Annotated in this window: 19 protein-coding genes; 7 read left to right on the forward strand and 12 right to left on the reverse strand. The window is 65.4% G+C overall.

All coding sequences use genetic code 11. From position 1 onward, the window contains the following. Positions 1-9: 9 nt before the first annotated feature. Both ACIP5Y_RS25940 and ACIP5Y_RS25945 read right to left on the reverse strand, forming a co-directional pair. On the reverse strand, positions 10-795 hold the full coding sequence (locus ACIP5Y_RS25940; RefSeq protein WP_400353585.1) for an MBL fold metallo-hydrolase: 786 nt from the start codon (positions 793-795) through the stop codon (positions 10-12). Between the two features lie 94 nt (positions 796-889). Next, positions 890-2,494: a TROVE domain-containing protein gene (locus ACIP5Y_RS25945; RefSeq protein WP_400353587.1), complete on the reverse strand. Its 1,605-nt coding sequence runs from the start codon at positions 2,492-2,494 to the stop codon at positions 890-892. Positions 2,495-2,961: 467 nt separating this feature from the next. On the opposite strand from ACIP5Y_RS25945, the gene ACIP5Y_RS25950 reads away from it, so the two are divergent. Further along, on the forward strand, positions 2,962-3,264 hold the full coding sequence (locus ACIP5Y_RS25950; protein WP_400353589.1) for a hypothetical protein: 303 nt from the start codon (positions 2,962-2,964) through the stop codon (positions 3,262-3,264). Positions 3,265-3,276: 12 nt separating this feature from the next. Here the strand turns inward: ACIP5Y_RS25950 and ACIP5Y_RS25955 are convergent, their stop codons facing one another. The 4 genes from ACIP5Y_RS25955 to ACIP5Y_RS25970 all read right to left on the reverse strand — a co-directional run bounded on the left by ACIP5Y_RS25955 (position 3,277) and on the right by ACIP5Y_RS25970 (position 7,298). Further along, positions 3,277-4,251, reverse strand: coding sequence for an ABC transporter substrate-binding protein (locus tag ACIP5Y_RS25955; protein WP_400353591.1), 975 nt, complete (start codon positions 4,249-4,251; stop codon positions 3,277-3,279). Between the two features lie 31 nt (positions 4,252-4,282). Further along, positions 4,283-5,323, reverse strand: coding sequence for an ABC transporter permease (locus tag ACIP5Y_RS25960; protein WP_400353593.1), 1,041 nt, complete (start codon positions 5,321-5,323; stop codon positions 4,283-4,285). Next, positions 5,320-6,084, reverse strand: coding sequence for an ATP-binding cassette domain-containing protein (locus ACIP5Y_RS25965; RefSeq protein ID WP_400353595.1), 765 nt, complete (start codon positions 6,082-6,084; stop codon positions 5,320-5,322). The genes ACIP5Y_RS25960 and ACIP5Y_RS25965 overlap by 4 nt, the downstream gene beginning before the upstream one ends. 191 nt (positions 6,085-6,275) lie before the next feature. After that, a complete protein-coding gene (locus ACIP5Y_RS25970; RefSeq protein ID WP_400353597.1) occupies positions 6,276-7,298 on the reverse strand; it encodes an alpha/beta hydrolase in 1,023 nt (340 codons plus the stop codon). 237 nt (positions 7,299-7,535) lie between these two features. Here ACIP5Y_RS25970 and ACIP5Y_RS25975 point away from each other — a divergent pair, with 237 nt between their 5' ends. The 5 genes from ACIP5Y_RS25975 to ACIP5Y_RS25995 all read left to right on the forward strand — a co-directional run bounded on the left by ACIP5Y_RS25975 (position 7,536) and on the right by ACIP5Y_RS25995 (position 12,309). Beyond that, on the forward strand, positions 7,536-8,303 hold the full coding sequence (locus ACIP5Y_RS25975; protein ID WP_400353599.1) for an SGNH/GDSL hydrolase family protein: 768 nt from the start codon (positions 7,536-7,538) through the stop codon (positions 8,301-8,303). Positions 8,304-8,407: 104 nt separating this feature from the next. Next, complete coding sequence (locus ACIP5Y_RS25980; RefSeq protein WP_400353601.1) at positions 8,408-9,937, forward strand: class I adenylate-forming enzyme family protein; 1,530 nt, start codon at positions 8,408-8,410, stop codon at positions 9,935-9,937. Further along, positions 9,934-11,148 (forward strand): acyltransferase, encoded by a 1,215-nt coding sequence (locus ACIP5Y_RS25985; RefSeq protein WP_400353603.1) that lies wholly within the window; start codon positions 9,934-9,936, stop codon positions 11,146-11,148. Before ACIP5Y_RS25980 ends, ACIP5Y_RS25985 begins: the two co-directional genes overlap by 4 nt. Next, positions 11,130-11,918 carry a phosphosulfolactate synthase gene (locus tag ACIP5Y_RS25990; protein WP_400353605.1) on the forward strand — a complete coding sequence of 263 codons (789 nt, stop codon included), beginning with the start codon at positions 11,130-11,132 and terminating at the stop codon, positions 11,916-11,918. Before ACIP5Y_RS25985 ends, ACIP5Y_RS25990 begins: the two co-directional genes overlap by 19 nt. Beyond that, positions 11,911-12,309 (forward strand): VOC family protein, encoded by a 399-nt coding sequence (locus ACIP5Y_RS25995; RefSeq protein WP_400353607.1) that lies wholly within the window; start codon positions 11,911-11,913, stop codon positions 12,307-12,309. The genes ACIP5Y_RS25990 and ACIP5Y_RS25995 overlap by 8 nt, the downstream gene beginning before the upstream one ends. On the opposite strand, the gene ACIP5Y_RS26000 is transcribed toward ACIP5Y_RS25995, so the two are convergent. Both ACIP5Y_RS26000 and ACIP5Y_RS26005 read right to left on the reverse strand, forming a co-directional pair. Further along, positions 12,310-12,819: a hypothetical protein gene (locus tag ACIP5Y_RS26000; RefSeq protein ID WP_400353609.1), complete on the reverse strand. Its 510-nt coding sequence runs from the start codon at positions 12,817-12,819 to the stop codon at positions 12,310-12,312. Positions 12,820-12,850: 31 nt separating this feature from the next. Continuing rightward, positions 12,851-14,230, reverse strand: a complete 1,380-nt coding sequence (locus tag ACIP5Y_RS26005) for an FAD-binding protein (protein ID WP_400353901.1) — start codon at positions 14,228-14,230, stop codon at positions 12,851-12,853. An 85-nt stretch (positions 14,231-14,315) separates the two neighbouring features. On the opposite strand from ACIP5Y_RS26005, the gene ACIP5Y_RS26010 reads away from it, so the two are divergent. Then, a complete protein-coding gene (locus ACIP5Y_RS26010) occupies positions 14,316-14,843 on the forward strand; it encodes a hypothetical protein (protein ID WP_400353611.1) in 528 nt (175 codons plus the stop codon). 26 nt (positions 14,844-14,869) lie between these two features. Here the strand turns inward: ACIP5Y_RS26010 and ACIP5Y_RS26015 are convergent, their stop codons facing one another. The 4 genes from ACIP5Y_RS26015 to ACIP5Y_RS26030 form a co-directional block, all read right to left on the reverse strand. Then, positions 14,870-15,121 carry a hypothetical protein gene (locus ACIP5Y_RS26015; RefSeq protein WP_400353613.1) on the reverse strand — a complete coding sequence of 84 codons (252 nt, stop codon included), beginning with the start codon at positions 15,119-15,121 and terminating at the stop codon, positions 14,870-14,872. Positions 15,122-15,191: 70 nt separating this feature from the next. Then, positions 15,192-16,676: an aldehyde dehydrogenase family protein gene (locus tag ACIP5Y_RS26020; RefSeq protein ID WP_400353614.1), complete on the reverse strand. Its 1,485-nt coding sequence runs from the start codon at positions 16,674-16,676 to the stop codon at positions 15,192-15,194. A gap of 18 nt (positions 16,677-16,694) precedes the next feature. Then, the gene (locus ACIP5Y_RS26025; protein ID WP_400353616.1) at positions 16,695-17,660 is read right to left on the reverse strand and encodes an amidohydrolase family protein; all 966 of its coding nucleotides are present in this window, start codon (positions 17,658-17,660) and stop codon (positions 16,695-16,697) included. Between the two features lie 233 nt (positions 17,661-17,893). After that, on the reverse strand, positions 17,894-19,138 hold the full coding sequence (locus ACIP5Y_RS26030) for an MFS transporter (RefSeq protein ID WP_400353618.1): 1,245 nt from the start codon (positions 19,136-19,138) through the stop codon (positions 17,894-17,896). Positions 19,139-19,340 lie beyond the last annotated feature (202 nt).

A 19,340-nucleotide genomic window follows, 5' to 3' on the forward strand; every position in this document is an offset into this window, starting at 1 on the left:
AACCTTTCGTTACGCGGTGGATTGGGCGTGTTCGAGCATGACCGGGTCGTGGGCACACACCATCAGGAGGTCCGGCTCGTTGCGGCGGTAGAGCTCGGAGAGGCGAGCATGGTTGTTGCGAACCTGGTTGCGGTCGAAGGCTATTAGCTTCTCGAAGCCTGCCATCAGGGTGGGGACTCGGGTGCGGCCGTCGACGGTGCCGCGGTGCAGGAAGGCGTCGCCGCAGTGGAGGACCCAGCGGTGGCCGGCGTCGACGGCCACCGCGGCATGACCGCGGGTGTGGCCTGGGAGGAAGATCAAGACGATGCCGGGGGCGATCTCGGTCAGTTCGGTGGCGGCGGCGAAGCCGCGCCAGCTTTCGCCGCCGAAGGAGTGTTCGACGATGGTCGGCTGGTGTGCCCATGCGATCGGGCGGAATCGGGTGCGCTCGGATCGTGTCGGATTGTGTATGGCACCGAGGGCTTCGGCTGCGGTGGTATGCACCACCGCAGTCGGGAAGTCCGACAAGCCGCCGATGTGGTCGGCATCGAGGTGGGTCGCGATGATGTGGCGGACGTCGGCGGTGTCGAAGCCCAGGCGCTGCACTTGCTGCACCGCTGTCTCGGCCGGATCCAGCGCCGGATGGTTCATCCGGCGCGAGAATCCGAGCCGCCCGACCGGGTCGGCGATATCCGCCGTCCCGAAACCCGAGTCCACCAGGACCAGGCCATTCGCAGCCTCGATCAGCAGCGTATGACACACCAGGTCGGAACCCGGCAAATGCATGGTGCCGCAATTCAAATGGTGGACCTTCATCGAAATCCCCTCCGCTCATCACTCCTGCTCGTGCAGGAGTGATGAGAACACACGGAAGAGCGAGCTCGCACCGGTTCGACCTGCTCGCACCACGTCAGACTCGGCCGAGAGCGAACTCCGAAATCAGCTGCGGTACGGCAGAATCGAAGCCTGCGATATCGAACATCCCGCGGTCGGCAGGATCCGCGATCGAGAATCGCGTCGCCGTCATGCCGACCACTATCAGCTTCGCCTCCGGGTTGATCACGCGGCGATACTGTTGCAGCGCCTGATGCGGATGCATACCGCCCGCCCAGGTCTCGCTGTCCGTCAGTACCACGAACACATCGACCTTTAGCTTGCGCTGCAGCGCGTACTGCATCGGGAGGGCGCAGTCCGTGCCGCCGAAAGGCAGGTTGCTCACCGCCTGGATCGCATCGTCCAGGCGCTGACGCGGGCTGATCGGCAGGGGCGTCAAGCCGTGGCCGCTGTGTGCGCCGTGGCCGTTCGACGAGGCGAATCCGACAATGTCGTAGGCGAATTCGGTCGAGGCGGTGACCAAGGCGAGTGCGGCTGATGCCTCGCGTGCGGTCAGGGGCGTCCCTGCGATCGGCGCGCACATCGAGCCCGAGACGTCCAGGGCCAGCAGGTGTCGCTTGCCGGTCGGCTCGACTGCTCCGAACGCGGCGTAGAAGGCTGCGTCGAGAGCATCGACGATCGGACGCGACGGATCCCACGTGCTCTCACCGCGGACCGAGCGGCCTGCGGCGTAGGTGCGCTGTGCGACAAGCACATTCACCGGGTGCACTCGCGCCTTCCGCAGCCGGTCGCGGTCGGCCAGCTGCTCGGCGACGGCCTGCGTGCGCGATCCCAGCGGAGCGAGGAGACCCAGGCGCGTCAGCCGCGGCAGCTGGCGCATCAGGGCGGTCTGCGGCATTCCGTTGTCCAGCAACGCCTCCCACACCGCGGCCTCGTTCAGGGCGGTGTCGGGCAGCATTTCCCAGGACATCCGGTATTCGCTGACCAGATCGGGGATCTGGTGCAGCGGGGCCGACTGGGCACGGTGGAAGCCTTCGATCACGCGCAGACCGTCGAGCGCGGCCTCGCGACCGCAGATCCAGTCGAAGAGCCGGCGGCGCTCATCCTCGTCGGTGCCCGGGTGCGACAGACGCAGCAGATCGCGGTGGGTCCAGCCTTCGCGCTGACGGTACTTCACGGCCTGGTAGGCGAGGTCGTCGATCGACTTGTCGGCGTACCAGTGCGCGACCGCGCGGCGCAGGGCGCGGCCCCAGCCGCGGAACTGCTCGATGTAGCGGGCGAACAGGAACAGGTGAGTTCCGGTGCGGGCCACCAGGGGCAGTGCGTCCAGCGCGATCCGGCGGCCGTCGACATCGCCGAGCGAGGCCGCGGCCGCCAGGGCGAACAGGGCCGGGTTCTGCTTGGGCGCGCGACCGCCGGTCGAGATCGCGACGATCTCGGCGACCAGGTCAGGGGTACGGTGCTGCGCGAAATCAATAACGACAGCGGCGTTTTCCTTGGTCAGGTCACCCGGGCCGACGTAGTACGTTCCGGCCTCGCTGCCGAGTACCAGGAAGCGGCGCAGCCGCACCTCGGGCGTCACTTCGAAGGTGAAGCCGCCGGCATTGTTGCTGACCTGGCGCGAGTCGGCCGGCTGCGACTGCTGCGTTGCGCGCAGATTCACACCTGCGTAAACGTCCATGGTCATCACCTCTATCGTTCATTGTTCGGCCCCTTGGCGGGGCGTGCGGGAGGACGGGCATGGGTGTGCCGACCGGACCGGCGCGCGGATTGCCCCGCACACCGGCAAGGAGTTGAACCTTGGAAACCGATAACCGGCCGAGCTTCGGCCCGTCCTGCTCGTCGCAGCGAACGTGGGTGAGCGGTCGTGTGTGTTCCGACCGGACTGATGCTCTACCGGTTGAGCTACGGAAGCATTGCCTCCGACGGGGTTCGAACCCGCAACCGTCCCATCCGAAGTGGTAACCGACCGAATCCGGCCCGCTCACACCATCGTTCGCTGTGTTGATCAAACTGTAGGTGAGTGCGCGCGGACGACGCCACCGAATTAACGACGCGCGAACCGATATTTCAACAGCTCACCGGCCCGGCTTCTGTAGAAATGATGAACCCACTGAACCGACACCGACTACGAAGAACGGAAGTGAAATGCTTGCACCGGAATGGGAAGCGTCGGATTGGGAGTCCCGGGCCACCGCCGTCCTGCGCGGCTTGTCCGACCGCCTGCGTCCGGATGTCGTGGAGGCGTGCGAGTCCATGATCGTCGGTGGCGAATGGGAGGAGTGCGCAGACAATCTGCTGGCTGCATTGCATGTGGAAGGGCCGACCATTACTCGAGGTGAGTACTGGGAAGTGTCGGCCCTGACCGATGCCGTGGCAGGAGAGGTCGGCGGTTTGGAGTTCCTGGCCCACCGGCGAGAGATACTCGCCGGGCTGACGGTTACCGGTTGAACTTGCGTCTGCTCAGCACTTGGACTTGTAGAAGTACTGTTCGTTGCTGGCCATGTTGTCCTGGGTGATGGCGATCATGTCGGTGCTGATATTGCGGGTGACGGGTTTGCCTTCGAGGGCGGCGGCGGCTTGGTCTACGCCGTCTTTGCCGATGGCGGCGGGGTTTTGGGCGATCAGGGCTTGGACGGTGCCTTGTTTGAGGTCTTGGATTTGGGTGGGGCTGGCGTCGAAGCCGACTACCTTGACCTGGCCGAGTTTGCCGGCGTTGCGGAGGCCGGTGGCGGCGCCTTCGGCGGAGCTGAGGTTGGTGGCGAAGATGCCGGCCAGGTCGGGGTGGGCGGCCAGGGTGGCGGTGACTATCGAAGCCGCTTGGGCGGCTTCGTTGTTGTTGTATTGGACGCCGAGGGAGGTCATGCCCGGATCGTTTTGTTTGAGTTCGTTTTCGAAGCCTTGGGCACGTTGGTCGGTGGTGGAGGTGCCGGCCTTGGTGTTGATCACCAGGACGGATCCCTTGCCGCCCACCAACTTCGAGAGCGTTTGGGCGGCGAGTTGGCCGCCCTTCACGTTGTCGGAGGAGATGGAGGACAGGGCGATGGAGGTGTCGTCGAGTGCGGTGTCGACCTCGATCACCTTGATGCCGGCATCTTTTGCCTGTTTGATGGGCGCGACCATGGCGGTGGCGTGAGTGGGGGCGATGAGGATCGCGCCGGGCTTGCTGGCGATCACGCCGGTGACGATCGGCGTCTGCAGGGAGGCGTCGAATTGGGTGGGCGCCTGGGTGTCGAGGGTGTAGCCGAGTGTCTTGGCTTCGTCCTGCGCGCCGCACTGCATGGAGATGTAGAAGGGCTCGTTGGCGACGCCGGGGATGAGCACCAGATTCTTCGTGTGGGTGCTGCCCGAACTACTCACCGAGCCACCGCAACCCGCCACCAGCGCCGTCGCTGTCACGGTCACCGCGGCCAGTACGGCCGCTCGTCGTGTCCTCATCGTCAGGCCCTCACCTTCGACATGCATCGGATCATTTCCGGTCCCGTGACCGCCGGCGGATCTGGTCGAACCACACGGCGGCCACGAGCACGCCACTCACCGCGATCGGCTGCCAGAACACCGGCACTCCCGCGATGACAAAGCCCTTGCGCAGCACCGACGGAATGAACACGCCGATCACCGTGCCCAGCACCGATCCGACCCCGCCGAACAGGCTGGTACCGCCGATCACGACACCGGCGATGGCGTCGAGATTGTCGGTGCCGTGCCCGGCGATGGTGGTGGTGCCGAAATACGCCAAGTTCATGAAACCGGCCAGGCCCGAGAACGATCCGGCCATGAGGTAGACCAGGATCAGATGCCGGTCGACGCTGATGCCCGCGCGGCGCGCCGCTTCGGCGCTGGACCCGATCGCGTAGGTGTAGCGGCCGAAGCGTGTGGTGTGCAGCAGCCAGGCGCCGAAAAGGGTGACCGCGGCGGCCACCAGCACCAGATCCGGGATCCCGCCCGCCAGGGTGCCGAAACCCAGTGAGTTGCGCAGCTTGTCGGGCACCGTGCGGGTGTCGACGCCACCGGTGATCAGCTGGGCGGCGCCGAGCGCCGCACCGAACGAACCCAGAGTGACGATCAGCGGCGGAATCTTGGCCTTGGCCACCAGGAATCCGTTGATCAGGCCCCAGAGCGCCCCGCCCGCAAGCGATATCACCAGCCCGAGCACGATCAGCCCCCAGCCGGCGTTGGTGGCGTCGCCACCGGGGCTGAGCCATTCCATGGTCTTGGACGCGATCACTCCGGAGAAGATCAGCACCATACCCACCGACAGATCAATGCCCGCGGTGATGATCACGAAGGTCATCCCGATCGACAACACCAGCAGCACCGAGGTCTCGATCAGCAGTGTCTGCAAGGTGAATCGGGTCGGGAAGGCGTCCGGGCGCGCAATGCTGAAGGCGACGTACAGCACGACCAGCACGAGCCCGATCCACACCGTCCCGGCCCCGGCCAGCCGCTGCCACCACGTCGGTGTGGGCAGTGCGGGGGTGTCGAGGGACCCGTTCTCGGTCGCGGTCATGCGGCGTCCTCGGTGTTCAATGCGCCGGTCATGGCGCCGACCAACTGTTCGAGGGTGGCGTCGGCCGCGGTGAATCGCGCGACCCGCCGTCCCAGGCGCAGCACCTCGATGCGGTCCGCCACGGCCAGCACCTCGGGCATATTGTGGCTGATCAGCACGACCGCGATCCCTTGATCACGCACCCGGCCGATGACTTCCAGGACCCGCTCGCGCTGCACCACCCCGAGTGCGGCGGTGGGCTCGTCCATGAACACCACTTTGCTGGCCCACATGACCGCCCGCGCGACAGCCACCGTCTGGCGTTGCCCGCCGGAGAGCGAACCGATCGGCACATCGGCGCGTGGCAGCACCACGCCGAGTCGCTGGAAGTGTTCGGCGGCTTGGCTTTTCATGGTCCGCCGATCGAGCATCCCGATCCGCCCGAGCACTCCGCGCCGGAACAGTTCACGGCCCAGGAACAGATTCGCCGCCGGATCGAGGTCGGGCGCTACGGCCAGATCCTGGTAGACGGTCTCCACTCCGAGGCGCCGCGCCGCGGTCGGCGTGCTCATCCGAGCCGGGTTCCCATCTAAAAGGATTCGCCCGCCGTCGGGTTGCTCGGCGCCCGAAAGGCATTTCACCAGAGTCGATTTACCGGCCCCGTTGTCCCCGATGAGCGCGACGACTTCCCCGGCGAACACCTGAAAATTGGCGCCGCGCAAGGCCTCCACGCCACCGTAGTGTTTGACCAGCCCCTCGGCTTCCAGCACCACGGCAGACATCGGCGATCACCTCGGCAACATTGACTGAACGGACGTCCGGTCCGCTTGCCGAGAGTACGTCCGCACCCCAATTTTTCGTGCCGATACGAAGAAAGCTCGCCGACACCAGAATTGGGGGCTTCGAACGCGACACGCCCCGTAGCGGATTCCGCTACGGGGCGCGCACGGCGACCGTCAGGCCGCGACAGCTATCAGGCCGGGACGTTCATGCCCTGGGCGAGCAGCGGCCACGAATCGTGCAGGGCTTCCTGCCAGTACGGCCAGTAATGCGTGCCGACCGGGTCGAAACGGTAGGTGGCCGGAATGTTCAGCCCGTCCAGCTTGGTCTTCAGGTTGTGCGTGCACTGGTTCACCGCGCCCTCGATGATCATGCCGAGAGCCAGGTTGACGCCACCGGCGGGGCCGGGAGCGGCGTTGAGGTAGTAATTGACGTCGTTCATCACAGGGATGCCGCTACCGGCGGAGACGTACAGCGTGGTGCCGCGCAGCTTCTCGGCGTTGATGACCGGATCGTTCTGAGCCCACAGCGGGCTGTCGGACGGACCGTACATATTGTCGGTGTTGCCGCCGGCCCACGTGTTGGTGGCGAGCTTCACGAACTCCTGGCCCGCGGGATCGGCGATCTGCGCGCAGCCACTGTAGGCGGCGACGGTCTTCCACAGGCCGGGCTTGGCCTCGGCCAGCTGCAGCACCGAAGTACCCGAGGTGGACAGACCGGCCAGTGCGTTGAGCCCGGTGGAGTGCAGGGCATCATCGAGCAGCGGGGGCAGTTCCTCGGTGAAGAAGGTCTTCCACTGATTCACCCCGAGCACCGGATCCGGGCGCAGCCAGTCGGTGTAATAGCTGCCGCGACCACCGATCGGCTGGATCACATTGACCTGCTTGTCCTGCAGGAAGCTCAGCGCATCGGTCTGCGCGTTCCAGCTGGCGGTACCCAGACCGCCGTCGAGACCGTTCAGCATCCACAGGTTGGGCGCGGGCTGGGATTCATCGACCGGACGCTGCACGTCGACCTGGATGTTCTGGCCCATGGCGGCCGAGTACACCTGCAGGTGCCAGGTGCGCCCGTCCTTGGTGATGGAGGTGATCGACGACGGCTTGGCCGAATCATCGGCCGCGGCAGTCCCACCCGCCAACGCGACCCCCAGCATGGCGGTGAGCGCCACCGCTCCGGCCCGCAGACCGGCAAACCTACGTAGTGCAGAAACCTTCATCCAATAGTCCTCGGTCCTCGAAATTTCGTATCGCGCAACTTGCTCGGAGCTGGTTCGTGTCCGTATTGCCCCGACTGCCCGACACGCTACGTCAGCTGCGACAGACTCAACAATCGGGCATTTCCGGGGGCACTTTGGACAAGATCGATTCCGGCGACCGGCCCGTTACGCCGGCGGATAAGGTTGTCGAGGCCACTAACCTTGACCATGGTCACCGCCGACCGATAGAAATAGCGCGTGCATCGCACCCTGTCGCGTTGGCTCGCCGCCGGATTCGCCGTGCTGACGCTGTCCCTCGTGACATGCGATATGGCCGTGACCCGATCCGAATCCCATCCGGCCCCGGCCGCCGGCAAGGTCCGTGGGCCGATCCTCGACAGCGCCATCAACGATGCGCATCGTCCCGTGCTCGCGGTGCTGGGCGCCTCGTTCTCCTACGGCACGGGCGCGGGCTCCCCCGCGCAGGCCTGGCCCGAGGTACTGGCCTCGGCCCTCGGCTGGCGTGCGGTGGTGAGCGCCGATCCGGGCGCCGGATTCATCGCCGGCGGAGCGCACGCCTTGGGTCCCCTCGATCGACTGCTGCCGAAACTCGATCTGCCGCACCTGCATCCGGCCCTGGTGATCATCCAGTCCGGTCACAATGACGTGGGCCAGCCCGAGCCGCGACTGCGCGCCGGCGTCGAGGCCCTGATCCGGCAGATCCGCGTCGAATCACCCGAATCGATGATCGCGGTGCTGACCGTGTTCCCCACCGGAGATCACCCCGCCCAAGCCGTGTGGGACACCGACTCGGTCATCGTCTCGGCGGCGCGGGCCGCGGACCCGCACACCTTCGTCTTCGACCCGCTGGTGTCGAAATGGCATTTCCCACGGCTCGCCGATGGTTTGCACCCCACCGACGCGGGGCATCGCTGGATAGCGGGTCAGCTCGCATCAGGACTGCGAGCCGACGGGTTGCTGCACGATCCCGCAGCGGTCCCGGCAGTACGCACCGCGCACAGCTAGCGACGGGCGACGCCCGGCGCTAGATCACCCGTTCGGCGGCGCCGCACAGGAACCTCACAGAAATGAGGGGCAAATGTCACAGCTTCGACGCTCACGCTGGTGAGATGGAAGCGATCGCCCAGTTCCCCGAGCCAGGCGAAAAACCCTCACCGGCGGGCACGCTCGCGGTGATGGTCGCCGAGCGATCCCACACGTCCGGTGGGCGGCCCTTCGCCGAGGACGCGCGCAACGGGCGAGTCATCACCTACCGGCAGTTATGGACCGCCATGACCGGCTGGGCGCGCCGGCTCGACACGACCGGCGCAGGTCCGGGCGCTGTCGTGGTCGTCGATCTCGACGATCCGCTGCGGTTCGCGACCGTGTTCCTCTCGCTCATCGCGGCCGGACGCTGCGTCATGCCGGTCGACCCGCGCGCACCCCTGGACGAATTGCGCCGGACGCTGCGCACGATCGCGCCCGCCGCGGTGGTGGGCGCGCGGCCCGAACTCGCCGCGGCCCTCGGCGTTCCGCTGCTGTCGCCGGAATCCGGCTCGGTCGCAACGCATTCCGAGGCGATCCCGTATGCCGGGCACGGCGCGGTGCTGCTGTCGACCTCGGGGTCCACCGGCGAACCGAAGTCGGTGCGTCTGACCGAGACTCAGCTGCTGCACGTGGCCGGGGCGGTGGCCCGGCACAATCGGCTCACCGACCAGGACCGCGGCTACAACTGCCTGCCGCTGTTCCACATCAATGCGCAAGTCGTTGCGTTGCTGGCGACTTCGATCGCGGGCGGCTGCCTGGTACTGGATCGGCGCTTCCATGCCTCCGGCTTCTGGCAGGTGCTCAGCGATAAGCGCATCACCTGGCTCAATGCCGTGCCGGCCATGCTGTCGGTGCTCGGCACCGCGGAGCTCTCGGTGCTGGGCACCGCCGAAGGGACACCCGGCGGCGCGGAACTGCGGTTCATCCGCTCGGCTTCGGCCCCGCTGCCGAACGCCGTGCGCGGGCAGATCAGCGACCTCACCGGCGTGCCGATCGTGGAGAGCTACGGCATGACCGAGGCCGCCAGCCAGATCACCGCCACCCCCTTGAACGGATTCGCCCCCGCGGGATCCTGCGGGCGCCCGGTCGGCGTACAGCTCGAGGTGCGTGATCGGCGCGGGTCGGTGCTGGCGCCGGGAAACATAGGGCGCGTGCACATCCGGGGCGCGGGCGTGATCTCCGGCTACCTGGGCGGGCGCGACCGCGAACGCTTCGATGCGCAGGGCTGGCTCGACACCGGCGATCTCGGGCGCCTCGACACCTCCGGATTCGTGTATCTCACCGGACGCGGCGACGATGTCATCAACCGCGGCGGCGAATTGCTCTATCCTCGAGAGATCGAGGAGGTCCTACTTCCGGATCCCGGCGTGCGTGAAGTGGTGGTGGTCGGGCGCAGCGATCCGGTTCTCGGGTGTGTGCCAATGGCTTTCGCAATTCCCACATCGCCGCTGGACGATACGACCGCATTGTCCGAGCGCCTGCACGAGCGGTGCGCACGCCAGCTGGCGCCCTACAAGCGTCCCGTCGAGATTCGCTTCGTCGACGACTTCCCGCGCGCCCCCACCGGCAAGGTCCGACGACATCTGCTGCGCGACGACGCAGCCGCATCATGACCGGCGACACGCTTCGCGAAACCGAGACGCCCCGCCGGACCGCGCGACCGCATCTTTATCAGGTCGACCTTTTCCGGGTGCTCACCTTCGCGTGCGTGATCGCGGTGCATGTCATCGACCAGGCCAACAATCCGGGCAGCGTCTCCGCGCACGGCGTGCTGACGCTGCTGCATTTCACGCGGAATGCGTTCTTCGCGCTCACCGGATTCGTGCTCGTGTATCAATTCGCCGGGGATCGGTTCCGGGCGGGCAGCTTCTGGCGGCGGCGGTTCATGCTCGTCGGCATCCCGTATGTCGTGTGGTCGGTGGTGTATTGGGGTTATTCGATCTACCTGCACGAGAACTACGGGACCATCGGCTGGCTGCTGAGCCGACTCGGGCTGGATCTGGTGTGGGGCACCGCGTACTACCATCTGTACTTCCTGCTGGTGACCATGCAGGTGTACCTGCTGTTCCCGCTGCTGCGGAAACTGTTGCAGGCCACCGCGGGACGGCATCGCTGGGTGCTCGCGGTGAGTGCCGTGATTCATGTGGTCGTGCTGTGGTATCTGCATAATCCGCCGTTCTCGACCGGGATTCCGGGGCAGATCTGGACGCATCTGCCGGCCAGTTTCCTGCCGTACCAGTTCTTCACGTTGATCGGTGCGATCACCGCGTGGCATATCGAGGCCGTGCACGCATTCCTGCGCAAGTACGGCGGGGTCGTGGTGGCGGCGGTGGTCGTGACAGGCGTTGCGGCCGAATGGTATTACCTGCATCTCGTGCATACCGGCATACCGCCGTGGACGGCCAGCGATGTATTCCTGCCGGCCTTGACGGTGTGGTTCCTGGCCGTCTGCGCGGGCCTGTATCTGCTCGGCACCCGCTGGGCGATACATCGGCAGGAGAACCATGTGCTGGCGCGGGTGATCCGCTACGGATCGGATCGCTCGTTCGGGATCTTCCTGGTGCATCCGCTGTTCATCGAGATCCTGGTGCCACAACTGCCCGCATCGTGGCCGCAGCCGTGGAAAACCATTCTGTTGTACCTCGCCGTGGTGGCGCTGGCACTGGCCACAACCGAAGTGCTGCGGCGCATTCCGGGCAGCCTCTGGCTCACCGGACGCCCCATGCTGCGCACCGACCCGTCCATTCTCATCCCCCGGCGATTCCGCAGTCCGGCGCCCAGCGACGGCGCTTCCAAGGAGGTCGTATGTTCACCCACACCCTGAACCTGCCCGGCCGCGACGCCAAACCCCGCACGCGCGGTCTGACCATGGTGATCGATCCCGGATTGCCGAGCAGGCAATTCGACGACATCGTGAGCAGCTACGGTGACCTCATCGACTTCGTCAAATTCGGCTGGGGCACCTGCCTGGCGACCCCGGACATTCTCCGCAAGACGCGGGCAGCCCGCGAGCACGGGATCGAATTCTATTTCGGTGGCACGCTTTTCGAGAAGTTCGTGCTGAACAATCGCGTCGACGAATGGTACAAGCTCTGTAGCGACGCGGGCGCGACCGTGGTGGAGATCTCCAATGGCGCCATCCCGCTGTCCAATACCGAGAAGGCCGGGTACATCCGTCGGTTCGCCGACGAGTTCACCGTGCTGTCCGAGGTCGGATTCAAGGATCCCGTCCGCTCCGAGACCCTCTCCCCTGCCCGCTGGATCGAATACATCCAGCAGGATCTCGAAGCCGGCGCACACCTGGTGATCGCCGAAGCTCGAGAGAGTGGCCGCAGCGGCATCTGCCGGCCCAATGGCGAACTGCGCTACGGGCTCATCGAGGAGATCGCCGAATCTCCCATCGACCCCAACCGTTTGATGTTCGAGGCGCCGACCAAAGACCTGCAGATCTATCTGCTGCGCCGACTCGGCCCGCAGGTGAATCTCGGCAATATCCACACCGGTGACGTGATCGGCCTGGAGACACTGCGTCTCGGGCTGCGCGCCGACACCCTCACCGACTTCCCCGGTACGGAGGAATCCGCCCATGCGTGAGAGCCGCGACGCCTTCCATCTCGCCATCCCCGCCCAGGATCTCGACGCCGCCGAGGAATTCTATGTCCGCGGGCTCGGCGCGAAACTCGCCCGCCGCTACGCCGACCGCATCACCCTCGACTTCTTCGGTGATCAAGTGGTGTGCCACCTGTCCGACCGCATCGACACCGATCCGGAAATGTATCCGCGCCACTTCGGCGTGACCTTCCGGGAGAAGGACGATTTCGACCGGCTCGTGCGGCTCGCCGAGACCCGGAAGCTGCCATTCTTCGCCGAGCCGACCACTCGATTCGCGGGACTGGTCGAGGAGCACCTCACCATGGTGTTGCGCGACCCCTCCAACAACCTGCTGGAGTTCAAGCACTATCTGGATCCGCGGATGATGTATTGATCACCCGGTGATATCGGCGATGCAGTAGCCCTGCGGACCCTTCCGTACATCGAAGGTGAGTGTCGTGGTGACCGAGGACGAATTCGTCACCGGCACCGACACTTCCACCTCACCGGACGCACCCTGGTTCGACGTCATGTTGTCCGCCGCGAAAGACAGGGTGCCGGTGAGCCGTCCGGGGTTGTTCGCCAGCGTCGACGCGGGGCACACGAGCGGATACCGGCCTTCCGTGTCGTCGGGCTGCAGCGGATGCCCCGTCCACCGCGACAGGTAACGGCGCACGGTATACACCGGGTCGCCATCGTTCACGGCGGGCGGATTGGTGGTCGACGGTGGCGGCGCCACCGTCTGCACCGGCGAGGCAGGCTGCGGCACATCGGTTGTCACGAAGGTGACAGGATCCGGCGTCGCCTTGGCAGGGGTGGTATGCGGTTCCGAGGTGCACCCGATCGCCACCAGCGCGACACCGACACTCACCCCGATCGATCCCAGCCTGCGGATTCGCTCCATCGAACCGACAATAGCCGACCCCTGCCCCGCCTCAGTGACTCTTACCGGCGTCCTCGATGAGTTGCAGGCGGCGGGCGAGGTCGGAGACGAAGATGCGATCGGGGTCCACCGCGTCGCGGGTGCGGCGCCATTCCTCGAGGCGGGGGTACATGGCTCGGACCATTTCCGGGGTGGTGCGGGAGTCCTTGGCGAAGTAGAGGCGACCGCCCGCGTCGAGGACGCGCTGATCGAGGCGGGCGCAGAACTCGCCCAGGCCCGGCTTCAGGGGGAAGTCGAGGCTGAGCATGAAGCCGGGGTGCGGCCAGGACAGCGGGGCGGGGTTGGCGGGACCCATGCGCTTGAACACGTTCAGGAACGAACGGTGGCCGGAATGGGCGATGGCTTTGACGGCGGCGGCCAATTGCGTCTCGGCACCGTAGGGCATGGAGAACTGGTATTGCAGGAAACCGCGGCGGCCATAGGCGCGATTCCACTCGCCCAGCAGGTCCAGCGGGTGGTAGAACTGCGTCAGATTCTGGATACTGCCGCGCGCATGCTGCGGATAGAACCGGTATGCCGCCTCGCCGGCGAGACGGATGGTGAGGTTGTTCACCAGGCCGCTGGGGAAAATGTCGGGCACCGTGAACAGTTGCGGTGCATCGAATCTCAGCGGATCGCGGCGCAGCTTCGGCGGCAACTGATCCAGCTTCGCCAACGAGCCGCGGCTGAAGGCGGCTCGACCGAGCTTGCCATCGATGCTGATGGTGTCCGGCACGGACATCGAATACTCGTAGCCGTCATCCGAACCGCCGGTAAGCAGCTCCATCGTCTCGTCGAGGTTGTTCGTGCGGTCATTGTCGACGATGAAATAGGCGGTTTCCGTGTGCTTCATGCGCACTCGCGCCCGCACCACGATCCCGGTCAACCCCATGCCACCGACCGTGGCCCAGAACAACTCGGACTCGGCACCCTCGGGGGTGAGCGTGCGCACGGCGCCATCGGCGGTCAGCAGATCCATCGACACTACGTGATTGCCGAAACTGCCGTGCGAATGATGGTTCTTGCCATGAATATCCGAGGCGATCGCCCCACCGACGGTAACCTGCCGCGTACCCGGCAGCACGGGAACCCACAGTCCCTGCGGCAGCACGGCTCTCATCAAGGTGTCCAGGCTGACGCCTGCGTCGACATCGACAATGCCACTGTCCGGATCAATGCTGTGAATCCGGTCGAAAGCGGTCATATCGATGACCAGGCCGCCGCCGTTCTGCGCCGGATCCCCATAGCTGCGCCCCAAACCGCGCGCGATAACTCCACGAGGACCCGCCGCGCTCACCGCTTTCGCGACCACCTCGACATCGGGTGTCGAAAGCACCTGCGCCACAGAAGATGCGGTCCGCCCCCACCCGGCCAACGGACGTTCATCGATCACTGATCCCCCACTGATGAAATTCACGCCGCCACGCTAGCCTCAACCGCTGCGGGCCGCCACCACACTCGATGAAAGAATCGCGGCCATGACGGCTATCGACACAGTGTTCTTGAACGGCACCGTCGGCGTCGGCAAGAGCACGGTCGCCGAAGCCATTGCGGGACTGGAAGAAGCCGCACACACCCCGCATGCGGTAATCGACCTGGATTTCATTCGCCAGTATTGGCCCGCCCCCGCCCATGACCCGTTCAACCTCGAGCTGGAGCTGGCGAACCTCGCGGCGATGGCAGCGAATTACCGTGCGGCGGGGGCGAAACGCCTGATCCTCGCCGGCGTGATCGAACGACCGCACGACGTCAGCCGGTATGTGGAGGCGACCAATGCCGACGGTTTGATGGTGGCCCGGCTGACGTTGGACCCCGCACAAGCCGAGGAACGGTTGCGCCGCAGGCACGCCGGTGACCCCGAGGGACTGGCATGGCATCTGGCGCGATTCGGCGAACTGTCGGCAGTGTTGGATGCCGCGGCCCTCGACGATGTCGTGGTGGATACGTCCGGCCTGTCACCGGTCGACGTAGCGCGACAGGTTCGCCGCGCCGCAGGCTGGTTGTAGCCGAACAGCGCGGTCGGCCCGACAGGTTATTGCTGGGTGTCCACCGCGAGGAGGCCGAAACGGTTGACGCTGGCGTGATTGTGGCCGTCGACGCTGGTGATGACGACCTCGGCGGGGTTGGTGAGGGCTATGCAGCAGTAGTTGCCGCGGTCCTGCTGGACGCTCAGGGAGAGGAAGCGGCGGTTGTTGGACTGCTGCCACTCCTCGATGGTGTCGTAAAGGCCTCGCATGGACGGGTTTTCGAAGTACACCAGGTTGTGCTTGTTGACATCGGACATGGGGCCGGTCTCCGTTCGGGTCGAGGCTCGAGAGGGTGACCGGTCCCAGTTTGCCGTGTGCGGGCGGGCGCTAGAAGGGGAATTGGCGTTCGGCGGTGGTGGCGTTGATCCAGATCACATCGGTGAAGTCGGCAATGCTGTCGGGACCGGTACGGCCCCAGCCACTGTCGCGGACGCCGCCCATGGGGGCGTGGATCTCGTCGTTCACGGTCGGGGAATTGACGTTCACGATGCCGTGCAGGATCTTCGGGGCCAGTTCGAACGCCTTGTAGGTGTCGCCCGCCAAGATGCTCGAGGTGAGGCCGTACTGGACGCGATTGGCTACTGCCACGGCGTCTTCGGGCGTATCGACGGGTTCTACGATCACCAGCGGGCCGAACGTCTCCTCATTGGACACCGCCGCCTCGTAGGGCACTCCGGTCAGGATCGTCGGCTTATAGACCAGCCCGTCGTGTGTCCCGCCTGTCCGGATTGTCGCGCCCAGCGCCACCGCTTCGGCAATTCGCTTGTCCATCAAGTCAACCGCACCCTGATGCACGAGCGGGCCGATGATCGTGCGCGGATCCAGCGGATCGCCGGACGGGAGCGTTTCGGTGCGCGCGACGAACTTCTCCAGGAACTCCTCGTAGATGCCGCGTTGAATGATGATCTTCCGGGTGTTCAGGCAGATCTGGCCCTGATGGAAGAACGAGCCGAAAGTCGCCATGCGGACGGCATAGTCGACGTCGACGTCATCGAGAATGAGCATCGGGTTGTAGCCACCCAGCTCCAGCACAGTGCGCTTGAGGGTGCGACCGGCCCGCTCGGCTAGCACACGGGCGGTGTTCACGCCGCCTATAAGGTTGATCGCCCGCACTTCGGGGCTGGCGAAGAACTCGTCGGCGATTCCGGCGGCGGCGCCCGGCGCGTGCGGGACCACATTGATCACCCCGGGTGGGAAACCGGCCTCATCGGCCACCTCCGCCACCATCACGCCCGCCGAAATCGGCGCGTACTCGGAGGGTTTCACCACCACGGTGCAGCCGGCGGCCAGCGGATTCAGCACCGCCCGCCACGACAGGATATTCGCGCCGTTCCACGGCGTGAAGCTCGCAACCACACCCAGCGGACGCCGGATGCCGATCGAATGCGTCCGAGGCAGATTCGTCTGCAGCACTTCACCCTTCGGCAGATACACCCAATTCGCCGCCGGCTCCAAAGTGGAGGCCACGAGATCCATTTGGAATACCGAGAAAGGCAAGGTGCTACCGGTCTCCCGGGCGAGAATCATCGCGATCTCATCGCGCCGGCGGCGGACAATCTCCGCGGCCTTGAAGAACAGCCGCGCTTTCTCCACCGGCAGAGTCTCGGCCCAGGCTGGGAACGCCTCGGCGGCGGCTTGAATCGCGATCTTCGCTTCCTTGGGCCCGCAATTCGGGGCATGGGCGAAGACCTTGCCGGTGTAAGGCTCGAAATCGTCGAAGACATCCGGGGCATCACGCCACTCACCGCCCGCATACCACCGATAACTGCGAGCCGCACCAGCCGATGAACCGGACTGATCAATGTCGGTCATGAAACACTCTCCAAATCACTATCGTTGGGCCGGGTGAAGCTTCGCCAGCCGCGGGAGCAGCTCGAGCGCCGTGCCACTCAACACCGAGCTCCGTTCGGCGGCAGTAAGTTCGGACGTGGATTCCAGGGCCTGACGGCACTGCACCGCGAGATCCCTGCGCAGATAGGGGTAGTCGGAACCGAACACGACATGATCGATCCCCACCACCTCACGCAGCATCCGCAACACCGGATCACCCCACGACAGCGCCGTATCCCAGTACACGCGCCGAAAGGTGTCGGCCGCGCTCCCCCGTTCCTCGGCTCCCGCAACGACATTCATCGCATCGACAATCGCGAACCGTCCCGCCAGAAACGGCACCGCTCCCCCGGCATGCGAGAAGATGAACTTGACGTCGGGAGTGCGGGCGAAAGTATTGCTGTAATGCAGTCGCGCAACCGCACGCGTGGTGTCGACCGGAAAATCGATGAGCGAATCCGGAAGTATCGAGGTGTGCCCACTGCTGTCCGGCGACGGATTCGGATGCACGAACACCACCGCCCGCCGCCGCTGCAACTCCTCGAAAATCGGTGTGCACAGCGGATCCCCGAGATAGATCCCGCGACTGTTACTGAACAGGATCACACCATCCAGTTCGAGAACATCCAGCGCATAGGACAGTTCAGCCAGCGCACCCTCGACATCAGGCAACGGCAAGCACGCAAAACCCGCATACCGATCCGGATGATCGCGAATCAGCCCGGCAGCAAACTCATTGCACCGCCGAGCCAACCCCCGCGCCGCCGCATCATCACCAAGATGCACCCCCGGCGTACTGATGGACGTGACCGCAATATCGATGCCTGCATCGTCGAGAAAGGACAGCGCCCCCTCCCGCGTCCACACCGGCGGCGCGATACCCCCCACCGGATGCTCGCCCTCATTGGTCGCCTGCCAGAAGAAGTCCGGCAGCACATGATGATGCAGATCCACGGTGAAGGTCATGCCCTCCAGAGTCGCGACCGACCCGGTGAACCAGCGTCACCTGATTCCGGTGAATTCCGGATCGCATGTGAACTCACTTATGCGACAACAGAATTCAATCCATCGCAACTGAGACCCCATCGAGCGGCATGGTCAGGAGATGATGCGGATTGCGCTCATCGCCCCGTCGCGAGACGAGGTAGATGACTGCGAGCGCAGTCAAGTCACCGATATCGTATGGGTGGGTTCTGCGCTCAGGGGGTCTCGGGATCGATGCGGGTACCGAAGACAGCTGTCAGCGCCATCAGGCTGATAGCGAGGTATCCGATGGTCGCGGTCATGATCGCGGCATGTTCGGACCATCGTGCGGCTATGAGGGTGCCGGCGCCGATGCCGAGCAGGGCGAGTCCTTCCATGCCGGTGCTGGCGATCGACATGACGCGGGCGATCTGTGTGTGGCCGGTGCGAGTCTGCAAGGTACCGTAAACCGCTGCCACCAGCAGGGTTCCGGCGAACGCCGACAATAGTTCGAACACGATGACCAGTGGATAAACCAGGTACGGCAGGTGCGAGGCGGCTAATAGGGAGCCTGCAGCCCCGGCAGAGAGCAAGCTCGACACTGCGATGAGTGGCCACATCTGCAACCGAGTCAAGACTCGATGCGCGAGCAGACCGCCGCCGATACCGCCGACCGCGCCGAAAGCGTAGAGGACACCGACCAGCGCGGCATCGACGCCGAGCGTGCGGATGAGATAGACGAGAGTCACCGGGGCGATGACCGAGCCCGCGATGCCCGAGAGCCACAACAGCTGGACCGGGCCGCTCGAAATGACTTGACGCGCAATCTGTATGAGCGAACTCTGTGGCGGCCCGTCTGCGTCGAGGTCGGTGTCGGCTGAATGCAGCGGTGGGGTCGTCTCGAATCGCGCGAGCCGACGGACCAGGATTGCCGAGGTCGCATTCATGGCACTGTCGGCCAGCAGAATCAGTGGCGCCGGCAACAGCTTCAGCAGTGCCGGGCCACCAGTTTGACCGACGATATCTGCCGCGCTGGACAAGCTGTTGAGGGTGCCGATGGCACGCACTCGATCGGCGACGGGGACGAGTTGGTTGACAGTGCCGTGCCCGCAGGCCGAGACGAGCGTTTTCGCCAGCACGACCAGGACCACCGCGACCAGCAGGGTCACGATCGACAGCCCCCCAGTCCACCACAACACAGGGATCACCGCCGCAGTCGCTGCCGCGGTGAGCTGGCTGTATGCCTGCAGCCGGATCTGATGGGGCCGGGTATCGACCCACGCCGAAATCGGGATGCGGGTTGCCAGGCTGACGACGAGCGTGATCGCGGTGACCGCACCCACCGCCGTGGTCCCTCCGCCCAGGGTGAGGACCACGACAAGCGGAATCACCGCCTCGGCAACCGAACCGCCGGTCAGCGCAAGGGCCCTGGAGCTCAGATACAACCGCAACGGCGCCCGGCCCACATCAGTGACGGTCATGCATCTATACCGAGATTGCGGGTGTCGATGGTGACGCGCGCGCAGCCGGAGCTGCGGCAGTCACCGGTGATGTCCTTGTCGCACACCAGTACAGGGTGGGCGATATCAGGGTTGGACGCGAGTCGGACCAAGGTGACAGTCCGACCGTCGTCAAAATGGATGGTCGTGTCGGCGGTGATGATGTCGATGTGGATGCGGGCGT

The sequence above is a fragment of the Nocardia sp. NPDC088792 genome (assembly GCF_044750615.1).
Taxonomy (GTDB): Bacteria; Actinomycetota; Actinomycetes; order Mycobacteriales; family Mycobacteriaceae; genus Nocardia.